This window comes from Streptomyces thermocarboxydus (genome assembly GCF_024760485.1).
Lineage (GTDB): Bacteria > Actinomycetota > Actinomycetes > Streptomycetales > Streptomycetaceae > Streptomyces > Streptomyces cellulosae.
In genome coordinates this window covers 4,935,287-4,960,156 of the sequence record NZ_CP058273.1, presented here as the reverse complement: position 1 = coordinate 4,960,156, position 24,870 = coordinate 4,935,287, and the positions used below count along the sequence as shown (strand labels likewise).

25 protein-coding genes and 1 pseudogene are annotated in these 24,870 nt (G+C 71.0%); 13 read left to right on the top strand and 13 right to left on the bottom strand.

All coding sequences use genetic code 11. From position 1 onward, the window contains the following. Positions 1 to 114: 114 nt before the first annotated feature. On the top strand, positions 115 to 1,758 hold the full coding sequence (locus AY578_RS23045) for a sensor histidine kinase (RefSeq protein WP_026243705.1): 1,644 nt from the start codon (positions 115 to 117) through the stop codon (positions 1,756 to 1,758). After that, a complete protein-coding gene (locus AY578_RS23040; protein ID WP_019524025.1) occupies positions 1,755 to 2,438 on the top strand; it encodes a response regulator in 684 nt (227 codons plus the stop codon). Before AY578_RS23045 ends, AY578_RS23040 begins: the two co-directional genes overlap by 4 nt. Before the next feature lie 3 nt (positions 2,439 to 2,441). Here the strand turns inward: AY578_RS23040 and AY578_RS23035 are convergent, their stop codons facing one another. After that, on the bottom strand, positions 2,442 to 2,612 hold the full coding sequence (locus AY578_RS23035) for a hypothetical protein (RefSeq protein ID WP_215188850.1): 171 nt from the start codon (positions 2,610 to 2,612) through the stop codon (positions 2,442 to 2,444). 316 nt (positions 2,613 to 2,928) lie between these two features. Between AY578_RS23035 and AY578_RS23030 the strand changes: the two genes are divergently transcribed. From AY578_RS23030 to AY578_RS23015, 4 genes are all read left to right on the top strand, one after another. Then, positions 2,929 to 4,329, top strand: a complete 1,401-nt coding sequence (locus AY578_RS23030) for an extracellular solute-binding protein (protein ID WP_215188849.1) — start codon at positions 2,929 to 2,931, stop codon at positions 4,327 to 4,329. Positions 4,330 to 4,348: 19 nt separating this feature from the next. After that, entirely contained in the window at positions 4,349 to 5,302 is a 954-nt protein-coding gene (locus AY578_RS23025; RefSeq protein WP_161232981.1) for a carbohydrate ABC transporter permease, read from the top strand. A 5-nt stretch (positions 5,303 to 5,307) separates the two neighbouring features. Then, positions 5,308 to 6,171: a carbohydrate ABC transporter permease gene (locus AY578_RS23020; RefSeq protein ID WP_161232980.1), complete on the top strand. Its 864-nt coding sequence runs from the start codon at positions 5,308 to 5,310 to the stop codon at positions 6,169 to 6,171. Positions 6,172 to 6,458: 287 nt separating this feature from the next. Continuing rightward, positions 6,459 to 7,178 carry a helix-turn-helix domain-containing protein gene (locus AY578_RS23015; protein ID WP_202415304.1) on the top strand — a complete coding sequence of 240 codons (720 nt, stop codon included), beginning with the start codon at positions 6,459 to 6,461 and terminating at the stop codon, positions 7,176 to 7,178. A 433-nt stretch (positions 7,179 to 7,611) separates the two neighbouring features. Here the strand turns inward: AY578_RS23015 and AY578_RS23010 are convergent, their stop codons facing one another. After that, positions 7,612 to 8,637 (bottom strand): ATP-dependent 6-phosphofructokinase, encoded by a 1,026-nt coding sequence (locus tag AY578_RS23010; RefSeq protein WP_026243707.1) that lies wholly within the window; start codon positions 8,635 to 8,637, stop codon positions 7,612 to 7,614. Positions 8,638 to 8,821: 184 nt separating this feature from the next. Here AY578_RS23010 and pta point away from each other — a divergent pair, with 184 nt between their 5' ends. From pta to pyk, 3 genes are all read left to right on the top strand, one after another. Continuing rightward, positions 8,822 to 10,936 (top strand): phosphate acetyltransferase, encoded by a 2,115-nt coding sequence (gene pta / locus AY578_RS23005; protein ID WP_028961108.1) that lies wholly within the window; start codon positions 8,822 to 8,824, stop codon positions 10,934 to 10,936. After that, entirely contained in the window at positions 10,933 to 12,144 is a 1,212-nt protein-coding gene (locus tag AY578_RS23000) for an acetate kinase (protein ID WP_019524035.1), read from the top strand. Before pta ends, AY578_RS23000 begins: the two co-directional genes overlap by 4 nt. Before the next feature lie 73 nt (positions 12,145 to 12,217). Beyond that, entirely contained in the window at positions 12,218 to 13,645 is a 1,428-nt protein-coding gene (gene pyk / locus AY578_RS22995) for a pyruvate kinase (protein WP_019524036.1), read from the top strand. Between the two features lie 99 nt (positions 13,646 to 13,744). Here the strand turns inward: pyk and AY578_RS22990 are convergent, their stop codons facing one another. The 4 genes from AY578_RS22990 to AY578_RS22975 all read right to left on the bottom strand — a co-directional run bounded on the left by AY578_RS22990 (position 13,745) and on the right by AY578_RS22975 (position 17,986). Further along, entirely contained in the window at positions 13,745 to 15,043 is a 1,299-nt protein-coding gene (locus AY578_RS22990) for a prolipoprotein diacylglyceryl transferase (protein WP_026243708.1), read from the bottom strand. Further along, positions 15,033 to 15,602: a DUF6114 domain-containing protein gene (locus AY578_RS22985; RefSeq protein WP_019524038.1), complete on the bottom strand. Its 570-nt coding sequence runs from the start codon at positions 15,600 to 15,602 to the stop codon at positions 15,033 to 15,035. Before AY578_RS22985 ends, AY578_RS22990 begins: the two co-directional genes overlap by 11 nt. A gap of 116 nt (positions 15,603 to 15,718) precedes the next feature. After that, positions 15,719 to 16,354 (bottom strand): DUF6230 family protein, encoded by a 636-nt coding sequence (locus AY578_RS22980; RefSeq protein ID WP_019524039.1) that lies wholly within the window; start codon positions 16,352 to 16,354, stop codon positions 15,719 to 15,721. Between the two features lie 657 nt (positions 16,355 to 17,011). Then, positions 17,012 to 17,986: a tetratricopeptide repeat protein gene (locus tag AY578_RS22975; protein ID WP_215048346.1), complete on the bottom strand. Its 975-nt coding sequence runs from the start codon at positions 17,984 to 17,986 to the stop codon at positions 17,012 to 17,014. A 236-nt stretch (positions 17,987 to 18,222) separates the two neighbouring features. On the opposite strand from AY578_RS22975, the gene AY578_RS22970 reads away from it, so the two are divergent. Both AY578_RS22970 and AY578_RS22965 read left to right on the top strand, forming a co-directional pair. Next, positions 18,223 to 18,843, top strand: coding sequence for a TetR/AcrR family transcriptional regulator (locus AY578_RS22970; protein ID WP_019524041.1), 621 nt, complete (start codon positions 18,223 to 18,225; stop codon positions 18,841 to 18,843). A 107-nt stretch (positions 18,844 to 18,950) separates the two neighbouring features. Continuing rightward, on the top strand, positions 18,951 to 19,751 hold the full coding sequence (locus tag AY578_RS22965) for an SAM-dependent methyltransferase (protein WP_019524042.1): 801 nt from the start codon (positions 18,951 to 18,953) through the stop codon (positions 19,749 to 19,751). A 64-nt stretch (positions 19,752 to 19,815) separates the two neighbouring features. Here the strand turns inward: AY578_RS22965 and AY578_RS22960 are convergent, their stop codons facing one another. The 4 genes from AY578_RS22960 to AY578_RS22945 form a co-directional block, all read right to left on the bottom strand. Next, positions 19,816 to 21,516, bottom strand: coding sequence for a coenzyme B12-dependent isobutyryl-CoA mutase large subunit (locus tag AY578_RS22960; RefSeq protein ID WP_136238875.1), 1,701 nt, complete (start codon positions 21,514 to 21,516; stop codon positions 19,816 to 19,818). Between the two features lie 84 nt (positions 21,517 to 21,600). Beyond that, the gene (locus AY578_RS22955) at positions 21,601 to 21,933 is read right to left on the bottom strand and encodes a DUF3817 domain-containing protein (protein ID WP_019524044.1); all 333 of its coding nucleotides are present in this window, start codon (positions 21,931 to 21,933) and stop codon (positions 21,601 to 21,603) included. 43 nt (positions 21,934 to 21,976) lie between these two features. Beyond that, positions 21,977 to 22,486, bottom strand: coding sequence for a MarR family winged helix-turn-helix transcriptional regulator (locus AY578_RS22950; RefSeq protein WP_019524045.1), 510 nt, complete (start codon positions 22,484 to 22,486; stop codon positions 21,977 to 21,979). 101 nt (positions 22,487 to 22,587) lie between these two features. Beyond that, positions 22,588 to 22,812, bottom strand: a complete 225-nt coding sequence (locus AY578_RS22945) for a GntR family transcriptional regulator (protein WP_019524046.1) — start codon at positions 22,810 to 22,812, stop codon at positions 22,588 to 22,590. Between the two features lie 131 nt (positions 22,813 to 22,943). On the opposite strand from AY578_RS22945, the gene AY578_RS22940 reads away from it, so the two are divergent. After that, entirely contained in the window at positions 22,944 to 23,237 is a 294-nt protein-coding gene (locus tag AY578_RS22940; RefSeq protein WP_019524047.1) for a hypothetical protein, read from the top strand. Positions 23,238 to 23,290: 53 nt separating this feature from the next. Beyond that, positions 23,291 to 23,524: a bacteriocin immunity protein gene (locus tag AY578_RS22935; RefSeq protein WP_020700082.1), complete on the top strand. Its 234-nt coding sequence runs from the start codon at positions 23,291 to 23,293 to the stop codon at positions 23,522 to 23,524. A gap of 254 nt (positions 23,525 to 23,778) precedes the next feature. Here AY578_RS22935 and AY578_RS22930 read toward each other — a convergent pair. From AY578_RS22930 to AY578_RS22920, 3 genes and pseudogenes are all read right to left on the bottom strand, one after another. Beyond that, positions 23,779 to 24,003 (bottom strand): annotated as a pseudogene (locus tag AY578_RS22930) (hypothetical protein); the annotation flags it as partial. A 104-nt stretch (positions 24,004 to 24,107) separates the two neighbouring features. Then, positions 24,108 to 24,401, bottom strand: coding sequence for an MTH1187 family thiamine-binding protein (locus AY578_RS22925; RefSeq protein WP_019524050.1), 294 nt, complete (start codon positions 24,399 to 24,401; stop codon positions 24,108 to 24,110). After that, complete coding sequence (locus AY578_RS22920) at positions 24,398 to 24,742, bottom strand: DUF3817 domain-containing protein (RefSeq protein ID WP_019524051.1); 345 nt, start codon at positions 24,740 to 24,742, stop codon at positions 24,398 to 24,400. Before AY578_RS22920 ends, AY578_RS22925 begins: the two co-directional genes overlap by 4 nt. Positions 24,743 to 24,870 lie beyond the last annotated feature (128 nt).

Below are 24,870 nucleotides of genomic sequence, written 5' to 3'. Positions count from 1 at the left end.
GGCTCACGTCCGGGGGATGGTTCGGGGGAACGCGGTGACTATGTCGCGCCTTGTGAGTGCGGTCACCCTTCCGTTCATTTAGTTCACCGCTCATGCACGAGGCAGACTGGCTGAATGCGTATCCCCCTCCCCCGGCCCCGCAGTCTCGCGGGACAGCTCTTCGCCATGCAGGCCGTGCTGCTCACGGTCGTCGTGGCGGGGTACGCGCTGGCCACCTATCTCAGCCACCGCAGCGAGGCCGAGCAGGCCGCGGGGAGGCAGGCCACCTCGGTGGCCCGCTCGGTCGCCGACTCGCCGTCCGTGCGGGAGGCGATCCGCTCGTCCGACCCCTCGGCGCGCCTCCAGCCCTACGCGGTGGCGGTGGTGCGCGACACCGACGTGGACTTCGTCACGATCATGGATCCGCGGGGCATCCGCTGGACCCACCCCGACCCGGCCCAGATCGGCCTGCCCTTCCGGGGGCACACCGGTCCGGCGCTGCAGGGGCGCACGTTCACCGAGACGTACACCGGCACGCTCGGCCCGTCCGTGCGCGCGGTGACGCCGGTGCGGGACGGCGACCGGATCGTGGGCCTGGTCAGCGCGGGCATACGGGTCGAGGAGATCGGCCGGCGGGTGCAGGAGCAGCTCGCCGCGCTGCTGGCGGTCGCGGGGGGCGCGCTCGCCCTCGGCGCGATCGGCACGTACGTGATCAACGCGCGGCTGCGCCGGCACACGCACGGGATGAACGCGACCGAGCTGAGCCATATGCACGACTACCATCAGGCCGCGCTGCACGCCGTGCGCGAGGGTCTGCTGATGCTGGACGGGCAGTTCCGGGTGGCGCTGATCAACGACGGCGGCCGGGTGCTGCTCGGGGTGGACCAGGAGGAGGACGTGGTGGGCCGGTCGGTCGCGGAGCTGGGGCTGCCGGCCCCGCTGACGGGCGCGCTGCTCGCCTCCGAGCCCCGGGTCGACGAGGTGCACCTCAGCGCCGACCGGGTGCTCGTGGTGAACACCTCCCCGGTCACCGGCGGGCAGCGGCGCGGCTCGGTGGTGACGCTGCGGGACGTGACCGAGCTGCAGTCGCTGATGGGCGAGCTGGACTCCGAGCGGGGTTTCACGCAGGCGCTGCGGTCCCAGGCGCACGAGGCGGCCAACCGGCTGCACACCGTGGTGTCGCTGATCGAGCTGGGCCGCGCCGAGGAGGCCGTGGAGTTCGCCACCGCCGAGCTGGAGCTGGCGCAGGCGCTCACCGACCAGGTGGTGGCGGCGGTGAGCGAGCCGGTGCTCGCGGCGCTGCTGCTGGGCAAGACCGCGCAGGCCAACGAGCGGGGCGTGGAGCTGGTGGTGTCCCCGGACAGCCGCCTGGACGACGGCCTGCTCCCGGAGGCGCTGCCTTCCCGCGACCTGGTGACCATCCTCGGCAACCTGATCGACAACGCGGTGGACGCGTCCCAGGGCGGGGTGCGGCCGCGGGTGACGGTGACGGCGCTGACCGAGGAGGACGGCTCCGAGCTGGTGCTGCGGGTCGGCGACACCGGGCCGGGCGTCGACCCCGACCGCGCCGAGGAGCTGTTCCGGCTCGGCTACACCACCAAGCCGTCCGGCCCCGGCGGCCGGGGACTGGGCCTCGCGCTGGTCCGGCAGGCGGTGTCCCGGCACGCCGGCACCCTCACGGTGACCTCCGGTGAGGACGGCGGCGCCGTGTTCGACGTGCGGATCCCGCTGCGGGTGCCGGCCGGTGCGGTCGTGAACGGCGCGGGCGGCGCCGTATGACCGGGCAGCCCATCAGGGTGCTGGTCGTCGAGGACGACCCGGTGGCCGCCGACGCGCACATGATGTATGTCGGGCGGGTGCCCGGATTCGTCGCCGTGGGCAAGGCGCACACCGGCGCCGAGGCCCGCCGGGCGCTCGACCGCACCCCCGTCGACCTGCTGCTTCTCGACCTGCACCTGCCGGACGTGCACGGGCTGCAGCTGGCCCGCTCGCTGCGGGCGGCCGGCCGTCACGCGGACGTGGTCGCGGTGACGTCGGCGCGGGACCTCGCGGTGGTGCGCGAGGGGGTGTCGCTGGGCGTCGTCCAGTACGTGCTGAAGCCGTTCACCTTCGCGACGCTCCGCGACCGGCTCGTCCGGTACGCCGAGTTCCGCGCGGCGGCGGGCGAGGCGAGCGGCCAGGACGAGGTCGACCGCGCCCTCGCGACCCTGCGCGCCCCCGGCCCGGCCGCCCTCCCGAAGGGCCTGAGCGGGCCCACCCTGGAACGCGTCTCCACGGCCCTGCGCGACGCCCCCGACGGCCTCACCGCCACGGGCGTCGCGGAGGCGGTCGGCATCTCCCGCATCACGGCCCGCCGCTACCTGGAACACCTCGTCGACTCCGGCTGCGCGGCCCGCCGGCCCCAGTACGGGACGGTGGGGCGGCCGGAGCTGCAGTACCGGTGGACCTCCGGCGCCTGACCGTCACGCGGCTCGCGCGAACCGCACGACCTGCGAGGCGAGCCCGGCCACGGCGAGCTCCTCCAGCAGGGACAGCGCGACCATCAGCCGTCCGTGGTCGTCCTGCGCCCAGAACACGGCCAGGGCGGCGAGCGGGACGGCGCAGAACGCGGTCAGGTCGACGGCGAGCTGCACGGCCTTACGGGACCGCCGTCGGACGTCTCTTCCGTGCGAGGCCTCCCACACCGGTGGCAGCACCGGCCGGGTGCTGTTTCGCCTGCGCGGCAGTGGCGACGACGGCGCCCGACGTCACGTGCCCGAGCCGCACGGCCGACACAGTCGGAGACGGAAGCGCCGGACCCGCGAGCGGGTGGGGCGAAGCTCACGAAGCCTTCACCGCCCCCGGCGGTTCCCCCTGCGCACGCTCATTGACCCGGCTGGACCGGTCAACTTACGTTCACCAGGCAGCCGTCCAGGCCACAGTGTCGTGTGCCCGTAGGAGGTCGTGCCCGTGCGCCCCACCGCCGCTCGCCCCACCGCCGCTCGCCCCGCCGTCCGACCGACCGCTCTCGTCGCCCTCTGCGCCGCCGCCCCGCTGCTGCTGACCGCCTGCGGGGGCGGGTCCGGCGGGGATCCGGACACGCTGAAGGTGTCCTTCAAGCAGTCCACGGACAACTCCGTGAAGGTGATGGACACCTATCTCGCGGACGTCAAGAGGCAGTTCGAGAAGGCCAACCCCGGCAAGAAGGTGGAGCTCGTCCCCATCAAGGCGCCGGACGCCGAGTACTACACCAAGCTCCAGCAGATGCTCCGCTCCCCCAGGACCGCGCCTGACCTGGTGTACGAGGACACGTTCCTCATCAACTCCGACATCACCAGCGGGTACTTGAAGCCCCTCGACCCGTATCTCGCCGGGTGGAAGGACTGGGACCGGTTCGCCGACACCGCCAAGGCCGCCGCGCAGGGCGAGGACCGGAAGACGTACGGCGTCCCCGACGGGACCGACACGCGCGGGCTGTGGTTCGGCAAGGACGTCTTCGCGAAGGCGGGTCTGCCGGCCGACTGGCAGCCGAGGACCTGGGAGGACGTCCTCGACGCCGCCCGCGCCATCAAGAAGAAGGTGCCAGGCGTCATCCCGCTGAACGTCTACACCGGCAAGCCGGTCGGCGAGGCGGCCACCATGCAGACCTTCGAGATGCTGCTGTACGGCACGAACGACGGCACGTCGGACCCGCTGTACGACAAGGACGGCAAGAAGTGGATCACGGCGGGCAAGGGCTTCCGTGACGCCCTGAGCTTCGTCGAGACCGTCTACAAGGAGAAGCTCGGGCCCGACGTCGCCGACGCCCTCGACCCCAACGTGAGCACCCGGGTGCGGGGCGAGTGGCTGCCGCAGGGCAAGCTCGGCATCGCGCTGGACGGCTCCTGGCTGCCGCAGGACTGGCTGGAGGGCAGCGGGCACGAGTGGCCGGAGTGGTCGAAGGAGCTGGGGCTCGCGGCGATGCCCACCCAGCACGGGCAGGCGCCCGGCAAGGTGAGCATGTCGGGCGGCTGGACCTGGGCGATCCCCGCCAAGGCGGCCAACCCCGACCTGGCCTTCGAGTTCGTGAAGACGATGCAGACCAAGGCCAACGCCCAGAAGTGGTACATCGCCAACTCCGGCATCGCCGTCCGCGAGGACGTCGCGTCGGACCCGGCGTACACGGCGGCCCAGCCCGGCATCCGGTTCTTCACCGACCTGGTGGAGCACACCCACTACCGGCCCGCGTACCCGGCGTACCCGAAGGTGTCGACCGCCATCCAGGAGGCGATGGAGGCGGTGACCACGGGTGACGCGTCCGTCGAGGAGGCCGCGCGGGGCTACGACGAGGCACTGCGCGACGCCGCCGGCGGCCAGGTCACCTCCAAGTGAGCGGCGACGGAACACGCCGATGACCGCCGCCGCACCGCACGCGGGCCCGGACCTTGCGAAGACCCCGGGCCCGCCCGCCGCCTCCCCGCCCCCCTCCTCGTCGGGCCGGCGCACCCTGCGCCGGTCCCTCCCCCGCTTCCTGCCGCTCACCCCCGCGCTGGCCCTGCTGCTGGTGTTCCTCGCCGGGCCGATCGCGTACTGCGTCCTCATCGCCTTCACCGACCTCCAGCTGACCGGTCAGGCGCAGGAGTCGTTCGTCGGTGTGGACAACTTCCGGCGGGCGTTCCGCGACGACGCGTTCCTCAACGCCGTATGGCTGACGCTGGTGTTCACCGTGCTGTCGGCGCTGGTCGGGCAGAACACGCTGGGTCTGGCGCTGGCCGCGCTGATGCAGCGGGCGTCGAAGCCGGTGCGCACGCTGGCCGGCGGAGTCGTCGTCACGGCGTGGGTGCTGCCGGAGGTGGTGGCGGGGTTCCTGCTGTACGCCTTCTTCCGCCGCGAGGGCACGCTCAACGCGGTCCTCGACTTCCTCCATCTCCCCTCGCAGAACTGGCTGTTCACCCTTCCCATCCTTGCGGTGTCGTTCGCCAACGTGTGGCGCGGCACGGCGTTCTCGATGCTGGTGTACTCCGCCGCGCTGAACGAGATCCCGAAGGAGATCACCGAGGCCGCCGAGGTGGACGGGGCGAGCGGGTGGCGCCGGATGTGGCACGTCACGCTGCCGATGATCCGCCGCTCCATCGGCACCACGCTGATGCTCAACACCCTGCAGACGCTCTCGGTGTTCGGGCTGATCTGGGTGATGACGCGGGGCGGTCCCGGAGGGAAGAGCCAGACGCTGCCGCTGTTCATGTACGAACAGGCCTTCCAGAACAGCCTGATCGGGTACGGCACGGCGGTGGCGCTGCTGCTTCTGCTGGTCGGCTCGCTGTTCTCGCTGCTGTACATGCGCCTGCTGCGGACGGAGGTCTGACCGCCATGTCCCCGTTTTCGCGGTCCTCGTCCCCCCGGTCCCTGTCCTCGCGCCGCACCGCCCGGCGGCTGGCCGCGGACGCCGGGCTGTTGGTCGTGGCCGTCACGTTCCTGCTGCCGCTGGCGTGGGTGGTGCTCTCCGCCGTCGACCCGCACGCCGGTCTGCGGGTGAAGGCCCCGGACGGGGTGACGCTGGAGCACTTCGACGCGATCCTCACCGACGAGATCACCTTCACCCCGCTGCTCAACAGCTTCCTCCTGTGCGGGGGCGCGACCGCGCTGACCGTGGTGTGCGCGGCGCTGGCCGCGTATCCGCTGTCCCGCTACCGGTCCCGGCTCAACCGGCCGTTCCTGCTGACGATCCTCTTCGCGACCAGCCTGCCGATCACCGCGATCATGGTGCCGGTGTACGCGCTGTTCGTGCGGGTGAACCTGATCGACACGATGCAGGGCACCATCTTCTTCTTCGCCGCGTCCCAACTTCCTTTCGCGATCTGGCTGATGAAGAACTTCATGGACGGCGTGCCGAAGGAACTGGAGGAGGCGGCCTGGACCGACGGGGCGTCCCCGCTGCAGTCGCTCGCGCGGATCGTGCTGCCGCTGATGGGGCCGGGCGTGGCGGTGGTGACCGTCTTCTCGTTCGTGATGATGTGGGGGAACTTCTTCGTCCCGTTCATGCTGCTGCTCAGCCCGGATCTGATGCCGGCGTCGGTGAGCATCAACGACTTCTTCGGCAACCGCGGGATGGTGGCGTACGGCCAGCTCGCCGCGTTCTCGATCGTCTACTCGACGCCGGTGATCCTGCTGTACGTGCTGATCTCCCGGCGGCTGGGGGCGGGGTTCGCGCTGGGCGGTGCGGTGAAGGGGTGACCGGCGGATTCGCGCCGCGGGCGGGGACGCGGGCGGTGGGGCACACGGGGCGCGGGGCTCGTACGGGGGTGCGAGGGGCGGGCGTCCGTTCCGTCCGGCACGCGCCACAGCCGAGGGCGTTCGGGCCCGCATATGCCCGCTGAGCGTGCCGTTCGCAATACGGAGTGAGCCCCTCCGCGACCTGAGAGGCGTCGCCCTCGAAACGCGACCGGCCGGTAGCCGTACCTTCCTACGATCCGTGAGCGTGGCCGAACAGACCGTAGTCACCCCCGGCGGGCGGGCCTAGCTTGTGGGCCGTGCGCCGACCTCCGCTTCGCAGCGACCGCCATCCGCCCCCGCCGTTCAACGCCCCCGCCGCCCGGCGGCTGCGTGCCGCGCTGGGCCTGGACCCGGACCACGTGGCCCACGCCCTGCGCGCCTCGTACGACCTGCCGTACGTCACGCCGGCCCTCGTCGCCGCGTGGGAGCGGGGCACGGCGTCCCCGTCCCGCCCCGAACTCACCGCTCTCGCCGGCGTGCTGTGGTGCTCCCCGGGCGAACTCATAGGCCGCCCGCGGACCTTGCGCGAGCACAGAACGGCTCGCGGCCTGGCACCCGAGGACGTCGCCCGCACCGTGGGGCTCGAACTCCACGCGTATCTACGGATGGAGGAGACGGGTCGGTGGCGCGGCACCGAGCGTCAGACGGCCGCCCTGACCCGGGTGCTCGGCCTGTCCCTGGCGGACGTCCTCGCCGTCACCGGCCGCGAGGAACGCCTCGCGGAACTGCTGCGCGACGCGGTGACCACGCGCTGGCAGGCGTACGTCCGCCCGGTGTCGAAGATCGCCCCACTGGACCGCCGCCTCCTCGAGGAGGTGCTGCACGGCCTCCACCAGGACTACCGGGCCCACATGGCCGCCACCCTCACCTGGGGCGGCAACCCGTCCGACGCGTCCGACCCGGGCCGCGACTTCCTCGCCCACGTGGTCGACCACTTCTGGACGGCGGTCGCGGCGGAGAGCGGCTGACACACCGGGCCCCGGGACCCGGCCACCACGCCTCCACGGCCGCCGCAGGCACCCGCCCGCACCACGTGCCCCTGCCGGGCGCGCCGACGACGAGTCGGCGGTACCGGTGTTCCGGCACTCACGGGCGTTGTGCCGCTCGACGGGCCCGCGGAGGTGGCCGGCTCCCGCCCTTGCGGGCGTGGGTCCCGTCGGACCCATACCTGCGGACGGCCGCTCTTCGGCGGCGGATCGCTTGCCGGCGGAGGAGCTTCACGCAGAGGGCCCGCCCGCCCACTTGGGAGGCGTACCAGCCACCCGGCGCAGGCACCCCGGCCGGACCTCGGCCCGCGGCCGGGCGACTCCTGCGGCGCCCTCGGCTCCCTGACGGCCGTCAGGCCTCCTGCGGCGCCCGCACCCTGGGACGTGACACCCCCCGCGGAACGGACAGCGCGGTCTAGAAGACCGACTCCGCCTCGTCCATCCGGTCCTTCGGGACCGTCTTCAGTTCCGTGACCGCCTCCGCGAGCGGGACCATCACGATCTCCGTGCCACGCAGGGCGGTCATCCTGCCGAAGTCGCCGCGGTGGGCGGCCTCCACCGCGTGCCAGCCGAAGCGGGTGGCGAGGACGCGGTCGTAGGCGGTGGGCACGCCGCCGCGCTGGACGTGGCCGAGGATGACCGGCTTGGCCTCCTTGCCGAGGCGCCGCTCCAGCTCGTACGCCAGGGCCGTGCCGATGCCCTGGAAGCGCTCGTGACCGAACTTGTCGATCTCGCCCTTGCCGTAGTCCATGGTGCCCTCGGCCGGGTGGGCGCCCTCGGCGACGCAGATCACCGCGAACTTCTTGCCCCGGTCGAAGCGCTCCTCGACCATCTTGACCAGCTGGGCCGGGTCGAAGGGACGCTCGGGCAGGCAGATGCCGTGGGCGCCGGCCGCCATGCCGGACTCCAGGGCGATCCAGCCCGCGTGCCGGCCCATGACCTCGACGACCATCACCCGCTGGTGCGACTCGGCGGTGGTCTTCAGGCGGTCCATCGCCTCGGTGGCGACGCCGACGGCCGTGTCGAAGCCGAACGTGCGGTCCGTGGAGGAGATGTCGTTGTCGATCGTCTTGGGGACGCCGACCACCGGCAGACCCGCGTCGGACAGCATCCGGGCCGCCGTCAGCGTGCCCTCGCCGCCGATCGGGATGAGCGCGTCGATGCCGAACTCGTGGATCATGTCGGAGGCGTTCTCGCAGGCCTCGCGCAGCCGGTCTCGCTCCAGCCGGGAGGAGCCCAGGATGGTGCCGCCGCGCGCCAGGATGCCGCTGACCGCGTTGAGGTCCAGCGTCCGGTAGCGGCCGTCCAGCAGGCCGGAGTAGCCGTCCTCGAAGCCGATGACCTCGTCGCCGTAGTTGTCCACCGCCCGGTGCACGACCGACCGGATCACTGCGTTCAGTCCAGGGCAGTCGCCGCCTGCGGTGAGGACTCCTATACGCATCGTGCTGTGTCTCCTGGTCGCTGTCGATACCGGTGAGCCACTGCCGATTGTTTCACGTCCCCCGGAGCACCGCCGACGGCCCGATGCGCGAGCGTCCTAGCCAGCGCCGCGGGTACTGTCAAGAGGGATCCGCTCACCTGTGTGGGCGGTTTCGACCAAGCTTCGGACGAAACGGAGAGCGCGCGTGACCCGCAGCGTGTACGTGACCGGAATCGACCGCGGCGACGGCCGTCAGGTCGTCGAGCTCGGGGTCATGGAGCTGCTGACCCGGCAGGTCGACCGGGTGGGGGTGTTCCGGCCCCTGGTGCACGACGGGCCCGACCGGCTCTTCGAACTGCTGCGCGCCCGCTACCGGCTCTCCCAGGACCCCGCGACCGTCTACGGCATGGACTACGCCGAGGCCTCCGCGCTCCAGGCCGAGCGCGGCACCGACGAGCTGGTGTCCACCCTGGTCGACCGGTTCCACCTGGTGGCCCGCGACTACGACGTGGTGCTGGTCCTCGGCACCGACTACGCGGACACGCAGTTCCCGGACGAGCTGTCCCTGAACGCCCGCCTCGCCAACGAGTTCGGCGCCTCGGTCATCCCCGTCGTCGGCGGCCGGAGGCAGACCGCCGAGTCCGTGCGCGCCGAGACCCGCAACGCCTACCGCGCCTACGACACCCTCGGCTGCGACGTGCTGGCGATCGTGGTCAACCGGGTCGCGCCCGAGGACCGCGACGAGATCGCCGAGCGGCTCGCCACCCGGCTGCCCGTGCCCTGCTACGTGCTGCCCGACGAGCCCGCGCTGTCCGCGCCCACGGTGTCGCAGATCGCCCACACCCTGGGGGCGAAGGTGGTGCTCGGCGACGACTCCGGGCTCGCCCGTGACGCCCTGGACTTCGTCTTCGGCGGCGCGATGCTCCCCAACTTCCTCGCCGCGCTGACCCCCGGCTGCCTGGTGGTGACCCCGGGCGACCGGGCCGACCTGGTGGTGGGCGCTCTGGCCGCGCACAGCGCCGGCACCCCGCCGATAGCGGGGGTGCTGCTGACCCTGGCCGAGGTGCCCGGCGAGCGCATCCTCACCCTGGCCGACCGGCTGGCGCCCGGCACCCCGGTGCTGTCGGTGCCGAGCAACAGCTTCCCCACCGCCGAGCAGCTGTTCTCCCTGGAGGGCAAGCTGAACGCGGCCACCCCGCGCAAGGCGGAGCGGGCGCTCGGCCTCTTCGAGCGGTACGCCGACACCGCCGAGCTGACCCGCCACGTGTCCGCGCCCAGCAGCGACCGGGTCACCCCGATGATGTTCGAGCACAAGCTGCTCGAGCAGGCCCGCTCCGACCTGCGCCGGGTGGTGCTCCCCGAGGGCTCCGAGGAGCGGGTGCTGCACGCGGCGGAGGTGCTGCTGCGCCGGGGCGTGTGCGAGCTGACGTTGCTCGGCGACGTCGACCAGATCCGCAAGAAGGCCGCCGACCTGGGCATCGACCTCGGCGACACCCAGCTGATCGACCCGGCCACCTCTGAGCTGCGTGACTCCTTCGCGGAGAAGTACGCGGCGCTGCGCGCCCACCGGGGCGTCACCGTGGAACTGGCGTACGACGTGGTGTCCGACGTGAACTACTTCGGCACGCTGATGGTCGAGGAGGGCCTCGCCGACGGCATGGTGTCCGGCTCGGTGCACTCCACGGCGGCGACCATCCGTCCCGCCTTCGAGATCATCAAGACCCGGCCGGACGCGGACATCGTCTCGTCGGTGTTCTTCATGTGCCTGGCCGACAAGGTCCTGGTGTACGGGGACTGCGCGGTCAACCCGGACCCGGACGCCGAGCAGCTCGCCGACATCGCGGTGCAGTCGGCGGTCACGGCGGCGCGGTTCGGGGTGGAGCCGCGGATCGCGATGCTGTCGTACTCGACGGGCACCTCCGGCTCCGGCGCCGACGTGGACAAGGTGCGCCGGGCCACCGAACTGGTCCGCAAGCGCCGCCCCGACCTGCGGATCGAGGGGCCGATCCAGTACGACGCGGCCGTGGAGCCGTCGGTGGCGGCGACCAAGCTGCCGGACTCCGAGGTGGCCGGCCAGGCGACGGTGCTGATCTTCCCCGACCTGAACACCGGCAACAACACCTACAAGGCCGTGCAGCGCTCGGCCGGCGCGATCGCCGTCGGCCCGGTCCTCCAGGGCCTGCGCAAGCCGGTCAACGACCTGTCCCGGGGCGCCCTGGTGCAGGACATCGTCAACACCGTCGCGATCACCGCCATCCAGGCGCAGTCCCCGGCCCCGAGTTCTCCGAGTTCTCCGAACGAGAAGGCAGCCGCCCAGTGAGCCAGTCCCGCGTCCTCGTCCTCAACTCCGGCTCCTCGTCGGTGAAGTACCAGCTGCTGGACATGAGCGACAGCAGCCGGCTGGCCTCCGGCCTGGTCGAGCGGATCGGCGAGCGCACCTCGCTGGTGCGCCACAGCCCGCTGGCGTCCGGCGGGGAGACCCGGGAGCGGACCGGTCCGGTGGCCGACCACGACGCCGCGCTGAAGGCGATGGCCGAGGAGCTGGCGGCCGACGGCCTCGGCCTGGACTCCCCGGAGCTGCTCGCCATCGGCCACCGGGTGGTGCACGGCGGCAAGTACTTCACCGAGCCGACCGTGATCGACGAGCGGGTGCTCTCCGAGATCGAGCGGCTGATCCCCGTCGCGCCGCTGCACAACCCGGCCAACCTCACCGGCATCCGCACGGCGACGGCGCTGCGCCCCGACCTGCCGCAGGTCGCGGTGTTCGACACCTCGTTCCACACGACGATGCCGGAGTCCGCGGCCCGCTACGCCATCGACGTGGAGACCGCCGACGCGCACCGGGTGCGCCGCTACGGCTTCCACGGCACCTCGCACGCGTACGTCTCCCGGGCCACGGCACGGCTGCTGGGGAAGGCGCCCGAGGAGGTGAACGTGATCGTGCTGCACCTGGGCAACGGGGCGTCCGCCTCGGCCGTGCGGGCGGGCCGCTGCGTGGACACCTCCATGGGGCTCACCCCCTTGGAGGGGCTCGTGATGGGTACGCGGTCCGGTGACATGGACCCGGCCGTGATCTTCCATTTGATGCGTGTCGGCGGAATGTCCGCCGACGAGATCGACGCCCTTCTGAACAAGCGGAGCGGGCTGGTCGGACTGTGCGGGGACAACGACATGCGGGAGATCCGGCGCCGGATCTCCGAGGGCGACGAACGGGCGAAGCTCGCCTTCGACATCTACATTCACCGGTTGAGGAAGTACATCGGCGCCTATTACGCCGTTCTCGGGCGGGTGGACGCGGTGGTCTTCACCGCCGGGGTCGGCGAGAACTCCGCCGAGGTGCGTGAGGCCGCCGTGGCGGGCCTGGAAGGGCTGGGCCTCGCGGTGGACGGCGCGCGCAACGCGGTCCGCGGCGGCGGGGCGCGGCTGATCTCGCCCGAGGGGGCACGGGTCGCGGTCGCGGTGGTACCGACGGACGAGGAAATGGAGATCGCACAGCAGACATACGCACTGGTCGGAAAGAACAACTGAGCAGCGGGAACCTCATTTGTACATTCCGCCAGACGGAATATTCCGGAGCGAAACAAACCGATAGGATCGCCCCATGCGCCGTTCGAAAATCGTCTGTACTCTCGGCCCCGCGGTCGACTCCCATGAGCAGCTCGTCACTCTGATCGAAGCCGGCATGAACGTGGCCCGCTTCAACTTCAGCCACGGCTCCCACGCCGAGCACCAGGGCCGGTACGACCGGGTCCGGGCCGCCTCCAAGGAGACCGGCAGGGCCGTCGGCGTCCTCGCCGACCTCCAGGGCCCCAAGATCCGGCTGGAGACCTTCGCCGAGGGCCCCGTCGAGCTGGTGCGCGGTGACGAGTTCACCATCACCACCGAGGACGTCCCCGGTGACAAGACGATCTGCGGGACCACCTACAAGGGCCTCCCGGGCGACGTCTCCCGCGGCGACCAGATCCTCATCAACGACGGCAACGTCGAGCTGAAGGTGCTGGACGTCGAGGGCACCCGGGTGAGGACGATCGTCATCGAGGGCGGCGTCATCTCCGACCACAAGGGCATCAACCTGCCCGGCACGGCCGTGAACGTCCCCGCGCTGTCCGAGAAGGACGTCGAGGACCTGCGGTTCGCCCTGCGGATGGGCTGCGACCTGGTCGCCCTGTCCTTCGTCCGGGACGCGAAGGACGTCGCCGACGTCCACCGCGTGATGGACGAGGAGGGCCGCCGCGTCCCCGTCATCGCCAAGGTGGAGAAGCCGCAGGCGGTGGAGAACATGGAGGACGTCGTGATGGCGTTCGACGGCGTGATGGTCGCGCGCGGCGACCTGGCCGTCGAGTACCCGCTCGAGAAGGTCCCCATGGTGCAGAAGCGCCTGATCGAGCTGTGCCGGCGCAACGCCAAGCCGGTGATCGTGGCGACCCAGATGATGGAGTCGATGATCACCAACTCCCGTCCGACCCGCGCCGAGGCCTCCGACGTGGCCAACGCGATCCTGGACGGCGCGGACGCGGTCATGCTGTCGGCGGAGTCCTCGGTCGGCGCGTACCCGATCGAGACGGTCCGGACGATGTCGAAGATCGTCCAGGCGGCCGAGCAGGAGCTGCTGTCCAAGGGCCTGCAGCCGCTCGTGCCGGGCAAGAAGCCGCGCACGCAGGGCGGTTCGGTGGCCCGCGCGGCCTGCGAGATCGCCGACTTCCTCGGCGGCAAGGGCCTGGTGGCCTTCACCCAGTCCGGCGACACGGCCCGCCGCCTGTGCCGTTACCGCGTCGCGCAGCCGATCCTGGCGTTCACCACGGACGAGTCGACCCGTAACCAGCTCACGCTGAGCTGGGGCGTGGAGCCGTACGTGGTGCCGTTCGTGAACAGCACCGACGAGATGGTCGCGCTGGTGGACCAGGAACTGGTCCGCCTGAGCCGCTTCAACGAGGGCGACATCGTGGTCATCACCGCCGGCTCCCCGCCCGGCGTCCCCGGCACCACGAACATGGTCCGCGTCCACCACCTGGGCGAGGCGACCGCCTGACCCGGCACACCGGTCCGACGCCCGAGGGCGCCCCCTGCGAACAGGGGGCGCCCTCGGTGTCGCGGCTCCCGGGGTGGTCCTGGTGCGGCCCGGTGACGCTCAGTCGGTGACGTACTGGTGGAGCCCCGGCACGTGCAGGGTGCCGCCGAACTGACCGGCCTGCTGGACCGTGACCTTGGTGAAGTAGATCAGCGGGATGTTCAGCGGCGGCGGGTTCTCCGGGTCGAACGTGATCGGGATCAGCCCCAGCAGGTTGCCGGAGATGCTCTCGGTGTACATCACGGTGTCGCCGTCGCGGATGGTCGACGTCGAACCCTTGGCGGCCTGGACGTGGTACGTCTTGCCGGACTGCTTGTCCTTGACCGTCTGGTGCAGGTCGCCGATGTCGGTGCCGTCGGAGACCACGTACTTCAGGACCTTCTTCGTGGTGCCGTTGGCGGTCCGCACCTCGACGACGCCCTTGTAGTCGGCGCCCTTCAGCAGCAGCGAACTGGCGTTCAGGAACCACGGGTCGTCGGGCAGCGGGACCTTGTTGTCGACCCCGCCCTCGTCGTCGGTGGCGACCGGGCAGTCCTCGAGGGCCATCCCGGACTCGGAGACGCTGGGCGAGGCGGTGGCCTCGGGCTCCTTCGTCTCCTCCTTCACGGCCTCCTCGGCCTGCTCCGTGGCGTCCTGCGCCGCGTCGCCGACCTTGCCGAGGATGTCCCCCGCGGGCTTCTCCGCGGGCTTCTGCGAGGCCTTCTCGTCCTTCTCGTCCGCCTCCCCGGCGGGGGCGGACGAGGAGGCGGAGGGGGACGGTTCGGGACTGGGGGTCTCCGACGCCTTCCCGCCGGGGGTGAAGACGTCCTTGATGGCGTCCCCGATCTCCTCCAGCAGGTTCTTGTCGGTCTCCGACGGGGACGGGGCGGGCGCGGTGTCCGCCGCCTGTCCGCCCGCGGACGCGGAGGGCGAAGGCGTGGGCTCGGCCTTGTCGTCGGAACCTGAATCCGGCGAAGAGTCCGATCCCTTGTCCGCGTCCTCCTCCGGGGCCTCCTGGGCGGGAGCCGTGGTCGGGTCGGCCGAGGGCTCCTTCTCGTCCTCGGAGGCGCTCTCACTGGCGGACGGCGTGGGCGACGCGCTCGCGTCCCCCTTCTCCGCCTTCTCGATGGCCTCCAGGCACTCCTTGAACTCGTCCGCCGTGAGACTCCGCGACGACGGCTGGTCGTCGGCCTGGGCGAGCGTCGGGGTGAAGCCCATCCCCATCAGAACCGCGGTCGGCATCGCCGCTATGGCTATCGCCTTCCCCGCGGGCATGTGGAACCTGGTGAACAGCGGCTTCTTGGGTGCCGCGTGTCGCGGCCCGGTTCTCACACGGGACGCCTCCACATCAGCCCCGTGGGTCACCTCGTCAGCCGGCACTGTGCCTCCCGTTCGCCCCGTTCGCCGGGCTCGTTCCTGACAGATCGTTCGGCTCACCCGTCGCCGCGGCGCCCTCTGCGGGGCCGGAGACCGTGGATTCGGGGAAGGCGCCCTCGGGTGCGCCGCCGTGCACGCCCGCGTCCGCCCGCAGCTCCTGCTCGGACGCCTCGCCCGGCACCCACGACACGGCCATCGCCCCGCCCACCAGGGCGAAGAGGAAGCCGATGAGGAAGCCGCCGAGGTTCGACACGGGGATGGACACCAACGCCAGCAGAATCGCCGCCACACCAGCGAAGACGCGGATGTGCTTCTGGAACCAGAGGCTGATGCCGAGGACGACGAGCAGCACGCCGATGATCAGGGACCCGGCGCCCGCGGTGGTCGCCATCGCCAGGGTCAGATGACCGATCCGCAGGTTCGCGTACGGGAAGTAGGCGATGGGGAGTCCGCCGAAGATGATGAACAGACCGGCCCAGAAAGGCCGCTGGCCACGCCAGGCGCGGAACTGCAGCCGTCGGCGAGTGAACTGGCCGGAGGCGGCAGGAGTCTCGGCGCTCATGAGAAACAGCTCCCTGGATGGCGTTGCTGTGGTGGTGATGTGCGCCGCCTGTGAAAGCGCGGCGGGAAGGTGGACGGGCGGGGGCGCCACCGGCTCCCCCGCCCGTCAGCGAGTGCTTAGTAGCACTCCTTGACGCCGCTCGAGAGCGACATCTTCAGCCCGCTGAGCTTGAAGGTTCCGGCGGTGGTCGCCCACGCCGTCTGCTTCACGTCCTTCAGCACGGCCTTGTCGGCCTGCTGCGCGAACCCGAAGGGGTTGGACTGCTCGCCGCCACCCTTCATGCCCGGACCCTTGGTGGCGTCCTTGGCGGCAACACCGATGTCGATGTTCGTGAACGTCGCATCGGCGTTCAGGTCGGCGACGTCGATGTACAGGTTCTTGGCCTCTACCGGCTGGGCGCCGTCACCGGCACGCAGGATCAGGCTGACGTTCCCGAGCACCGGAATGTTCGGGGTCACGACCGACTGGCACAGGCTCTTGATGGTCGCGGACTTGAACGCCGAGACCGCGACGGGGTGAGCCGTCTTCTTGCCGTCAGCGGTGTAGCCCTCGTCGATGGCGCCGTACTGCGAGAAGCCCTCGCCGACGAGCTCCTTCGTGGTGACCTTGAACGACTGGCCGGAAACGCTGAACGACGCCGCGAGGGCGCCCTGCGCGAGAGCGACACCTATGCACGCCGTGGCGGCCACGCTGGGCACCATGACCACAGCGAACCGCTTCCATCTGGTCCCGCCACGCACCTGGGACTCCATATTTCCTCCTTCTCGGACGTACATCTCCTGTCCTGGCTCGCCGCCTTGACCGGCGGCCGAGTCGGGCAGGGATGGGAGAAGTGCTACGTCCTCGGGAAGGAGAGCGCCCGCATTCGGCGACGCGAGGTACGCGCCCGAATCACCGGCGTTCACCCCCGAGCGACAACCACTGGTCGCGCCTGACACGCATCACGCACAACCCTGCTGGACAGGCTTCGCCGGACGGGCGAAGACCCCCCTGTCCAAGGAGCGCCGTCATTGCCGGCGCTCCTGCTCGGTGGGGACCCAGGAGTTCCCGCGGCCCGACCGGCTGTCGGGGGTACGGGTAATGGACCGAGCGTCGCCGATCGTGGTGCATTCTGGCCGCCCGCACAAGGGGGTTCGTTACTGACCGGTAACGGCCGCATAACCGTGGCGCGACCCCATGGACCCGAGCGGCGACGCTGGGTGCATCGATAGGGGTGTGCAAAACAGTTGATCGATGGACAGAACCCGACAGATCAACGCCTGCGACTTACTCGCAGTAACAGCGGCCGCGATTACCAAGATTTGGCAAAGCGCGGCCGCTTCGGCCTCTGACGGCCGGTCCGTACCTCGAGCCCCGTCCGCCGCCTTACCGGGCGAAAGCGGCAGAACGGGTGCCCGGGCGGGACTCGTTCAGAACAGGGCGCGGGCCAGGGCCCGGCGCGCGGTCACCACGGCGGGGTGGTCGGCGCCGACCACGTCGAACAGCTCCAGCAGCCGCACGCGCGCGGCCTCCCGGTCGTCGCCCGCCGTGCGGGCCACGGTGTCGACCAGCCGGCCGAAAGCGTCCTCGACATGACCGCCCGCCAGGTCCAGGTCGGCGGCGGCGATCTGCGCCTGCACGTCGCCCGGCTTCTCGGCGGCGTCCTTGCGCACCTGCTGCGGGTCCATGTCCCGTACGCGGCGCAGCAGTTCGGCCTGGGCGAGGCCCAACTTGGCCTCGGGGTTGGCCGGGTCCTGGGCGAGTACGTTCTTGTACGCCTGCACGGCGCCGTCCAGGTCGTTGCCGTCCAGTGCGCGGGCGGCGGCCTCCAGGAGGGAGTCGTACGGGCCGGCGGGGGTCTCGGCGGGCGCCGGGGCGCCGCCCGGCTCGGCCTCCGGGTCGACGGTGAGACCGGTCAGGCCGAAACGCTGCTCGGCGACCTGCACCAGCTGGTCCAGGGTCTGGCGGATCTGCGCCTCGCCCGCGGCGCCCTGGAAGAGCGGCAGGGCCTGTCCGGCCACCACCGCGAAGACGGCGGGGATGCCCTGGATGCCGAACTGCTGCATCAGCATCTGGTTGGCGTCGACATCGATCTTGGCGAGGAGGAAACGGCCGTTGTATTCGACGGCGAGCCGCTCGAGGACGGGGCTCAGCTGCTTGCAGGGCTCGCACCACTCGGCCCAGAAGTCGATGACGACCGGAACCTCGGTGGAACGCTGCAGGACGTCGCGGTCGAAGCCGGCCTCGTCGACGTCGATGACGAGATCGGCGGGCGAGACGGCGCCGGTGCCGCCCGTACGGGCCGCCTCGGCGCGCGCCTGCTCCGCCTTCGCCTTGGCCTCCTGGGCCGCCTTCACCGCGGCGAGGTCGACGACTCCGCTCATGGACATGTTCCGTGGCTGCATGCGTCTATCCTCCCCCGTACTCCGCGTGAGTGTGAAAAGCGCCCGGGAAACACAGGCGTACGTGTGGTGCTGGTGCGCCGGGTCCCCACCCGGCGCGGTGGTCGTCGCTCGGGCACGTCAGGTGCTCACGTGCTTTCGCTACGAGTCGTAGCGTAATGGCAAGGGGCGGGTGCGCGGCAACGGTTCCCGGTGATCTCCCTCACCACCGCACGGTTTCCGCCGGTTATGGTCGTGCCATGCAGCGCCGCCATCCAGCCAGTCGCACCGGGCGTCCCCGCAGTGCCGCGGCCGACACCGCGATCCTCGCCGCGACCCGGCAGGCGCTGGTGGACCTGGGATGGTCCAAGCTCACGCTCTCGGACGTCGCGGTGCGCGCCGGGGTGGCCAAGACGACGCTGTACCGGCGCTGGGCGGGCAAGAACGAACTGGTCGTGGACGCCGTCGCCGAACTGTTCGACGAGCTGACGCTGCCCGACCGGGGTTCGCTGGCCGCCGACATCGAGGGCGTGGTGCTGCAGTTCGCGGCGATCCTGGCCCGCCCCGAGGCCCGCAGCGGGCTGATGGCGGTGGTCGCCGAGGCCACCCGCGACGAGGCGCTGCGCGAGCGGATCCGCGCGTCGATCGTCGACCGGCAGAAACGGCTGGTGATCGCGGGCCGCGCCCGCGCCCAGGAGCGGGGCGAACTCCCCCCGGAGGCCGACGCGGACCGCGCGGCCCGCGCGGTGGACCTGATCTTCGACATGGTGGCGGGCTCGGTGGTGCACCGGACCCTGGTCAGCAACCAGCCGGCCGACGAGGAGTGGGTGCACGGCCTGACCCGGGTGCTGCTGTCGGGGCTGGCGGCGAGCACGCGCTAGTACCGGGAGGCGGGGTCACGGTCGGCCGATACTCATCTGTCACCCCCGGTCACCCACTGCGATGATCGTGACCGGTTCGGGACGCACGCACTCCAGGGGGAACTGGCATGACCGGCGCCGCACGCATCGACACGTCCACGCCGCACCCGGCCCGGGTCTACGACTGGTTCCTCGGCGGCAAGGACAACTACCCGGTCGACGAGGAACTGGGCCGGCAGATCATGGGCGTGGACGGGAGCGCGCGGCACATCGCCCGCACCAACCGCTGGTTCATGCAGCGCGTCACCCGCTGGCTGGCGGGACCGGGGGGCGTACGGCAGTTCCTGGACATCGGCACCGGCATACCGACCGAGCCGAACCTGCACCAGATCGCGCAGGGCATCGCGCCGGAGTCGCGGGTGGTCTACACGGACAACGACCCCATCGTGCTGAAGCACGCCGAGGCGCTGCTGCGCAGCACGCCCGAGGGCGCCACCGACTACGTGCAAGCGGACGTGCGCGAGCCCGGCCGGATCCTGAAGGGGGCCCGGGAGACGCTGGACCTCGCCCGCCCGGTGGCGCTGTCCCTGGTGGCGCTGACGCACTTCCTGGGCGAGGAGGACGACCCGCACACCCTGGTGGCCGGTCTCGTCGACGCCCTGCCCTCCGGGAGTTACCTGGTGCTGTCGCAGCTCACGGCGGACTTCGACCCGGAGGCGGTGGCGCGCGGGGTGGAGATGTACCGGGCTGGCGGCGTCACCCTGGCGCCCCGCTCCCGCGCGGAGATCGCCCGCTTCTTCGAGGGCCTCGAGCCGGTCGAGCCGGGGCTGGTCCAGCTGACCGACTGGCACCCGGAACTCGCGGTCGGGGAGACCGTCGACGAGGACGCGGTCATCTCGCTGTACGGGGCGGTCGCCCGCAAGCCGTGAACGCACCGCGCCCCGGCGGGCACGGGGCCTGCCGGGGCGGGGTGGTGGTGCCGTGGGCCCGGGTTCAGAAGCCGGCGGGCTCCGTGTAGACGCCCCACTCGTCGCGCAGGGCGTCGCAGATCTCGCCCAGCGTGGCCTCGGCGCGGACGGCGTCGAGCATCGGCTCGATCATGTTCGCGCCGGAGCGGGCCGCCTCGACCATCGCGTCCAGCGTGCCGCGCACCTTGGCGTCGTCGCGGGCGGCCTTGCGCTCGCCGAGCAGCCGTACCTGCTCGCGCTCCACCTCGTGGCTGACCCGGAGGATCTCCAGGTCGCCGGTGACGGAGCCGGTGTGGACGTTGACGCCGACGACCTTCTTGTCGCCCTTCTCCAGCGCCTGCTGGTAGCGGAAGGCCGACTCGGCGATCTCGCCGGTGAACCAGCCGTCCTCGATGCCGCGCAGGATGCCGGAGGTGATCGGCCCGATGGGGTGCTGCCCGTCCGGGTGGGCCCGCAGTCCCCGCTCCTTGATCTGCTCGAAGATCTTCTCGGCGTCCGCCTCGATGCGGTCGGTGAGCTGCTCGACGTACCAGGAACCGCCCAGCGGGTCGGCGACGTTGGCGACGCCGGTCTCCTCCATCAGCACCTGCTGGGTGCGCAGGGCGATCTCGGCGGCCTGCTCGCTGGGCAGGGCGAGGGTCTCGTCGAGGGCGTTGGTGTGCAGCGAGTTGGTCCCGCCGAGCACCGCGGCGAGCGCCTCGACGGCGGTGCGGACGACGTTGTTGTACGGCTGCTGCGCGGTGAGCGAGACGCCGGCGGTCTGGGTGTGGAACCGCAGCCACTGCGCCTTCTCGCTCTCGGCGCCGTAGACGTCCCGCATCCAGCGCGCCCAGATGCGGCGAGCGGCACGGAACTTGGCGATCTCCTCGAAGAAGTCGACGTGCGCGTCGAAGAAGAAGGAGAGGCCGGGCGCGAAGACGTCCACGTCGAGGCCGCGGCTGAGCCCCAGCTCGACGTACCCGAAGCCGTCCGCGAGCGTGTACGCCAGCTCCTGCGCGGCCGTCGAGCCCGCCTCGCGGATGTGGTAGCCGGAGACCGACAGCGGCTTGTACGCGGGGATGCGCGCGCTGGTGTACTCCATCAGGTCGCCGATGAGGCGCAGGTGCGGCTCGGGCTGGAAGAGCCACTCCTTCTGCGCGATGTACTCCTTGAAGATGTCCGTCTGCAACGTGCCGTTGAGCACGCCGGGGTCGACGCCCTGGCGCTCGGCGGCGACGAGGTACATGCAGAAGACGGGCACGGCGGGCCCGCTGATGGTCATCGAGGTGGTGACGTCACCGAGGGGGATGTCCTTGAACAGGACCTCCATGTCGGCCGCCGAGTCGATGGCCACCCCGCAGTGGCCGACCTCGCCCAGCGAGCGGGGGTCGTCGGAGTCGCGGCCCATGAGCGTCGGCATGTCGAAGGCGACGGACAGGCCGCCTCCGCCGTTGCCGAGGATCATCTTGTACCGCTCGTTGGTCTGCTCGGCGTTCCCGAACCCGGCGAACTGCCGGATGGTCCACGTCCGCCCCCGGTAGCCGGTCGGGTACAGCCCCCGGGTGAACGGGTACTCCCCCGGCCAGCCGATCCGCTCGAACCCGTCGTAGCGGTCCCCGGGCCGCGGCCCGTACACCGGCTCGACGGGGTCCCCGGAAAGCGTGGTGAAGTCTGCGTCGCGCTTGCGCGCGGCGTCGTACCGGGCCTGCCAGCGACGGCGGCCCTCCTCGATGGCGTCAGCGTCCATACCTTCGAATTTACTAGGACGTCCAAGTAAATGTCGATGGGAGACCGCCGCACGCTCGACCGTACGGCGGTGGGACGCGGGGCGTCAGGCCTTGGCGACGGCCGGCTCGGAGCCCTCCACGAGGGGCTCCACCTGCTCCGTCACCTTGCGCTCGACGAAGAAGGCGGCGAAGGGGATCGTCCCGGACAGCAGCACCCACAGCAGTTTGCCGAACGACCACTTGGCCTTGGAGCCGAGGTCGAAGGCGAAGATCAGGTAGATCATGTACAAGAAGCCGTGCACCTGGGAGACGACCAGCGTGACGTCCTCGCCCTTTTCGAAGCCGTACTTGAACACCATGCAGGTGCTGAGCACGAGCAGCATGACAGCGGTCACGTAGGCCATGACCCGGTAGCGGGTGAGGACGCTCTTCTTCATACGATCGAGCGTAACGGCACGTTCCGGGCGATCTTCGGGAGGGTCACCCCTCCTGGAAGTCCCCCGCCGCGAGCCGCAGGGGGCGGAGGATGGCGAAGAGTTCCGCGCACTCCTCCGCGTCGTAGGCGCTCAGGCCGAAGTCCATCGCCATCAGGTCGCGGGTCGCCGACTCGACCACCTCGCGGCCCTTGTCCGTGATGGACGCCAGCGTGCCGCGGCCGTCGTTGGGGTTGGGGCGCTTGGCGACCAGCCCTGACCTGACCAGCCGGTCCACGGTGTTGGTCACCGACGTCGGGTGCACCATCAGCCGTTCGCCGATCTTGGACATCGGCAGCTCGCCGGACTTGGAGAAGGTCAGCAGGACCAGCGCCTCGTACCGCGCGAACGTGAGCCCGTAGGGCTTGACCACCGCGTCGACCTCGGCCAGCAGGATCTGGTGGGCCCGCATGACCGAGGTGATGGCGGCCATCGCCGGCACGTTTCCCCAGCGCTGCTTCCAGAGCTCGTCGGCACGGGCGATGGGATCGAACGAGAGACTGAGCGGTTTGGGCACGCTCCCGACCCTACCGGCGGGTCAGATGCCGGTCAGCCCTGTCTCGCCCTTCGGTCCGCGGGCACGCACATCCTTGACGGCGCGACCCGCGGCAACGGCGGTCAATGCTGAACGTAGCTGCCCGCACCGAGAACCGTACGCAGACGCCCTTCTTCGCGAAGGGCCACGACAGCCTTCTGCACCGTCGACTGCGTCACTCCGTACTCCGCCGCCAACGTGACCGTGCCCGGGAAGCGCTCCCCGGGCTCCCACTCTCCGGCGTCCAGGCGCCGACGGAGGTCGGCCGCCACTTGCGGCCACACGGGGACGGAGCGATCAAGTTCCATGCCACCAGCCTCCGCGGATATGCATATTCGAGCTACCACGTAACCGCGAAACCGCGTAAGGTCGTGACTGTGCGTATCCCGTGAGTACGGCGGCCGCCGCCTGGCCCGCCACACCGTTGAGGAGTGATGACATGCCCGACACCACCCGGCTACGGCGCCTGCCCTGGCGAGAGGACGATCGACCCGCGTTCGTCCCGCCGGGCGACGGGCTCGTCAACCGGCTGGCCGACGCCTTGGAGACCGAGCTGATCGAGACCGCACAAGCGGACGCCGCCCGGGCACGGGACCTGGCCGACGAGGCCGCAGCGACACCGGCCGAGTTGAGGGCAGCCCTGCGCTTCGTCGCGCACTCCGCCGAAGACGCGGCCCTGGTCGCGGTCCTACGCGGTGAGCGGCTGGGGCTGGACGGCCCCAGCCTCGACTAGGAGCTGTCCGGGCGATCAAGGATCTCGTTAGGGTGACTCGGCGGAGGGACCTGATGAGTGCTGGGGAGATGAGCCGCGCGGAGGCGTCTGCGCTCGTGCAGCGGATCATGGACGCGGACTACGCCTCGGACGACGAGGTGGACGGCTGGCTGGGTCGGCTCGACAGAGCCCTGGCATGCCCGTCCGGTTATGTCAGCGACTTGATCTTCTGGCCGCCGGAGCGGGAGCTTTCGGCTGATGAGGTAGTCGATCAGGCCACCCTGGCGTACCGGCCGATCGGTTTGTGAGGTCGGGGACTCAGCCCCGAAGCCAAGATGAGGAGAGCTGCGGTGGTTGCGGCGCCGAGGAAGACGTAGCCGCGCTTGTCATAGCGGGTGGCCACGGCCCGGGACTGCTTCAGCCTGTTGATCGCTCGAGCGGCCCAGGCCCTCGCCTCCCGCACCACCTCCACCGGCCGGGCGAGCAGGCTTTGCCACGGTGCTTCGCCCTGGTGTTCTGCCGCGCCGGCCCCCTTTGACGCGGGGGCCGGCGGCGGGTCGGTCCGGGCACCGGCCGCGTGCTGATGGGCCCGCACGATGGTGGAGTCCATCGAGATGTCCCAGTCGATCTCACCCGCGATGTCGGCGGCGGCCTGGACTTGATGCAGCAGACGTTCCCACGTCCCGTCGGCGGACCACAGCCGGTGGCCTTCACAGACGGTCTTCCAGGGGCCGAAGCGCTCGGGAAGACCCCGTCACCGGCCACAACGTCCATTGCTCACCGGCAGGAACGGCCGCGGCCGTTCCCACTCCGCATCCGTGAGATCGCCCCGCTCCACGCCCACAACTACGACCCAGGCACGGGACGGTCACATGATCGCCCGGACAGGTCCTACTCGCCCAGGTGCCGTTCGACGGTCTCCACCTTCGACGTCAGCCCGTCCTCCACACCCGGACGGATGTCCGCCTTCAGCACGAGCGAGACGCGCGGCGCACGCGCCTCCACGGCGGCCACGGCGCGCTTCACCACGTCCATGACCTCGTCCCACTCCCCCTCGACCGACGTGAACATCGCGTCGGTACGGTTCGGCAGCCCGGACTCGCGGACCACCCGCACGGCGTCGGCGACGTACTCCCCCACGTCCTCGCCGACGCCCAGCGGCGTCACGGAAAAGGCGACGATCATGCGTTCACGACCCCTTCCTTGCGGGCGCGGGAGGCGATCACCGCGTCCTCGGCCTCACGCTTCAGCCGCCGCTCGGCGAAGAAGCCGCCGGTGGGCAGGACCGACATCAGGAAGTAGAAGGCGGCGGTCCCCAGCGACCACTTCGCGCGGTTCCAGGCGTCCGCCCAGAAGATCACGTAGAGGACGAAGAGGAAGCCGTGGACCGCGCCCATGACCGGCACGGCGTTGAACTCCGTCGTCCGCTTTAGGACCGAGCAGACGAGCAGCAGCAGGAACGAGATCGCTTCGGGGCCCGAGACCAGGCGGAGGCGGCGGAGTGCGGAGGCGGTCTTGATGTCCACGGGTCACCTTCGGAAGGGAGAGACGTCGGCGTCGACGATGCTGTCGGCTCGCGAGCGCCTTGTGAACGCGCGCACAAGCGCGTCCATTGTGGCAAACCCCGGGAGCGATCACCGCGCGGGGTCGGGCT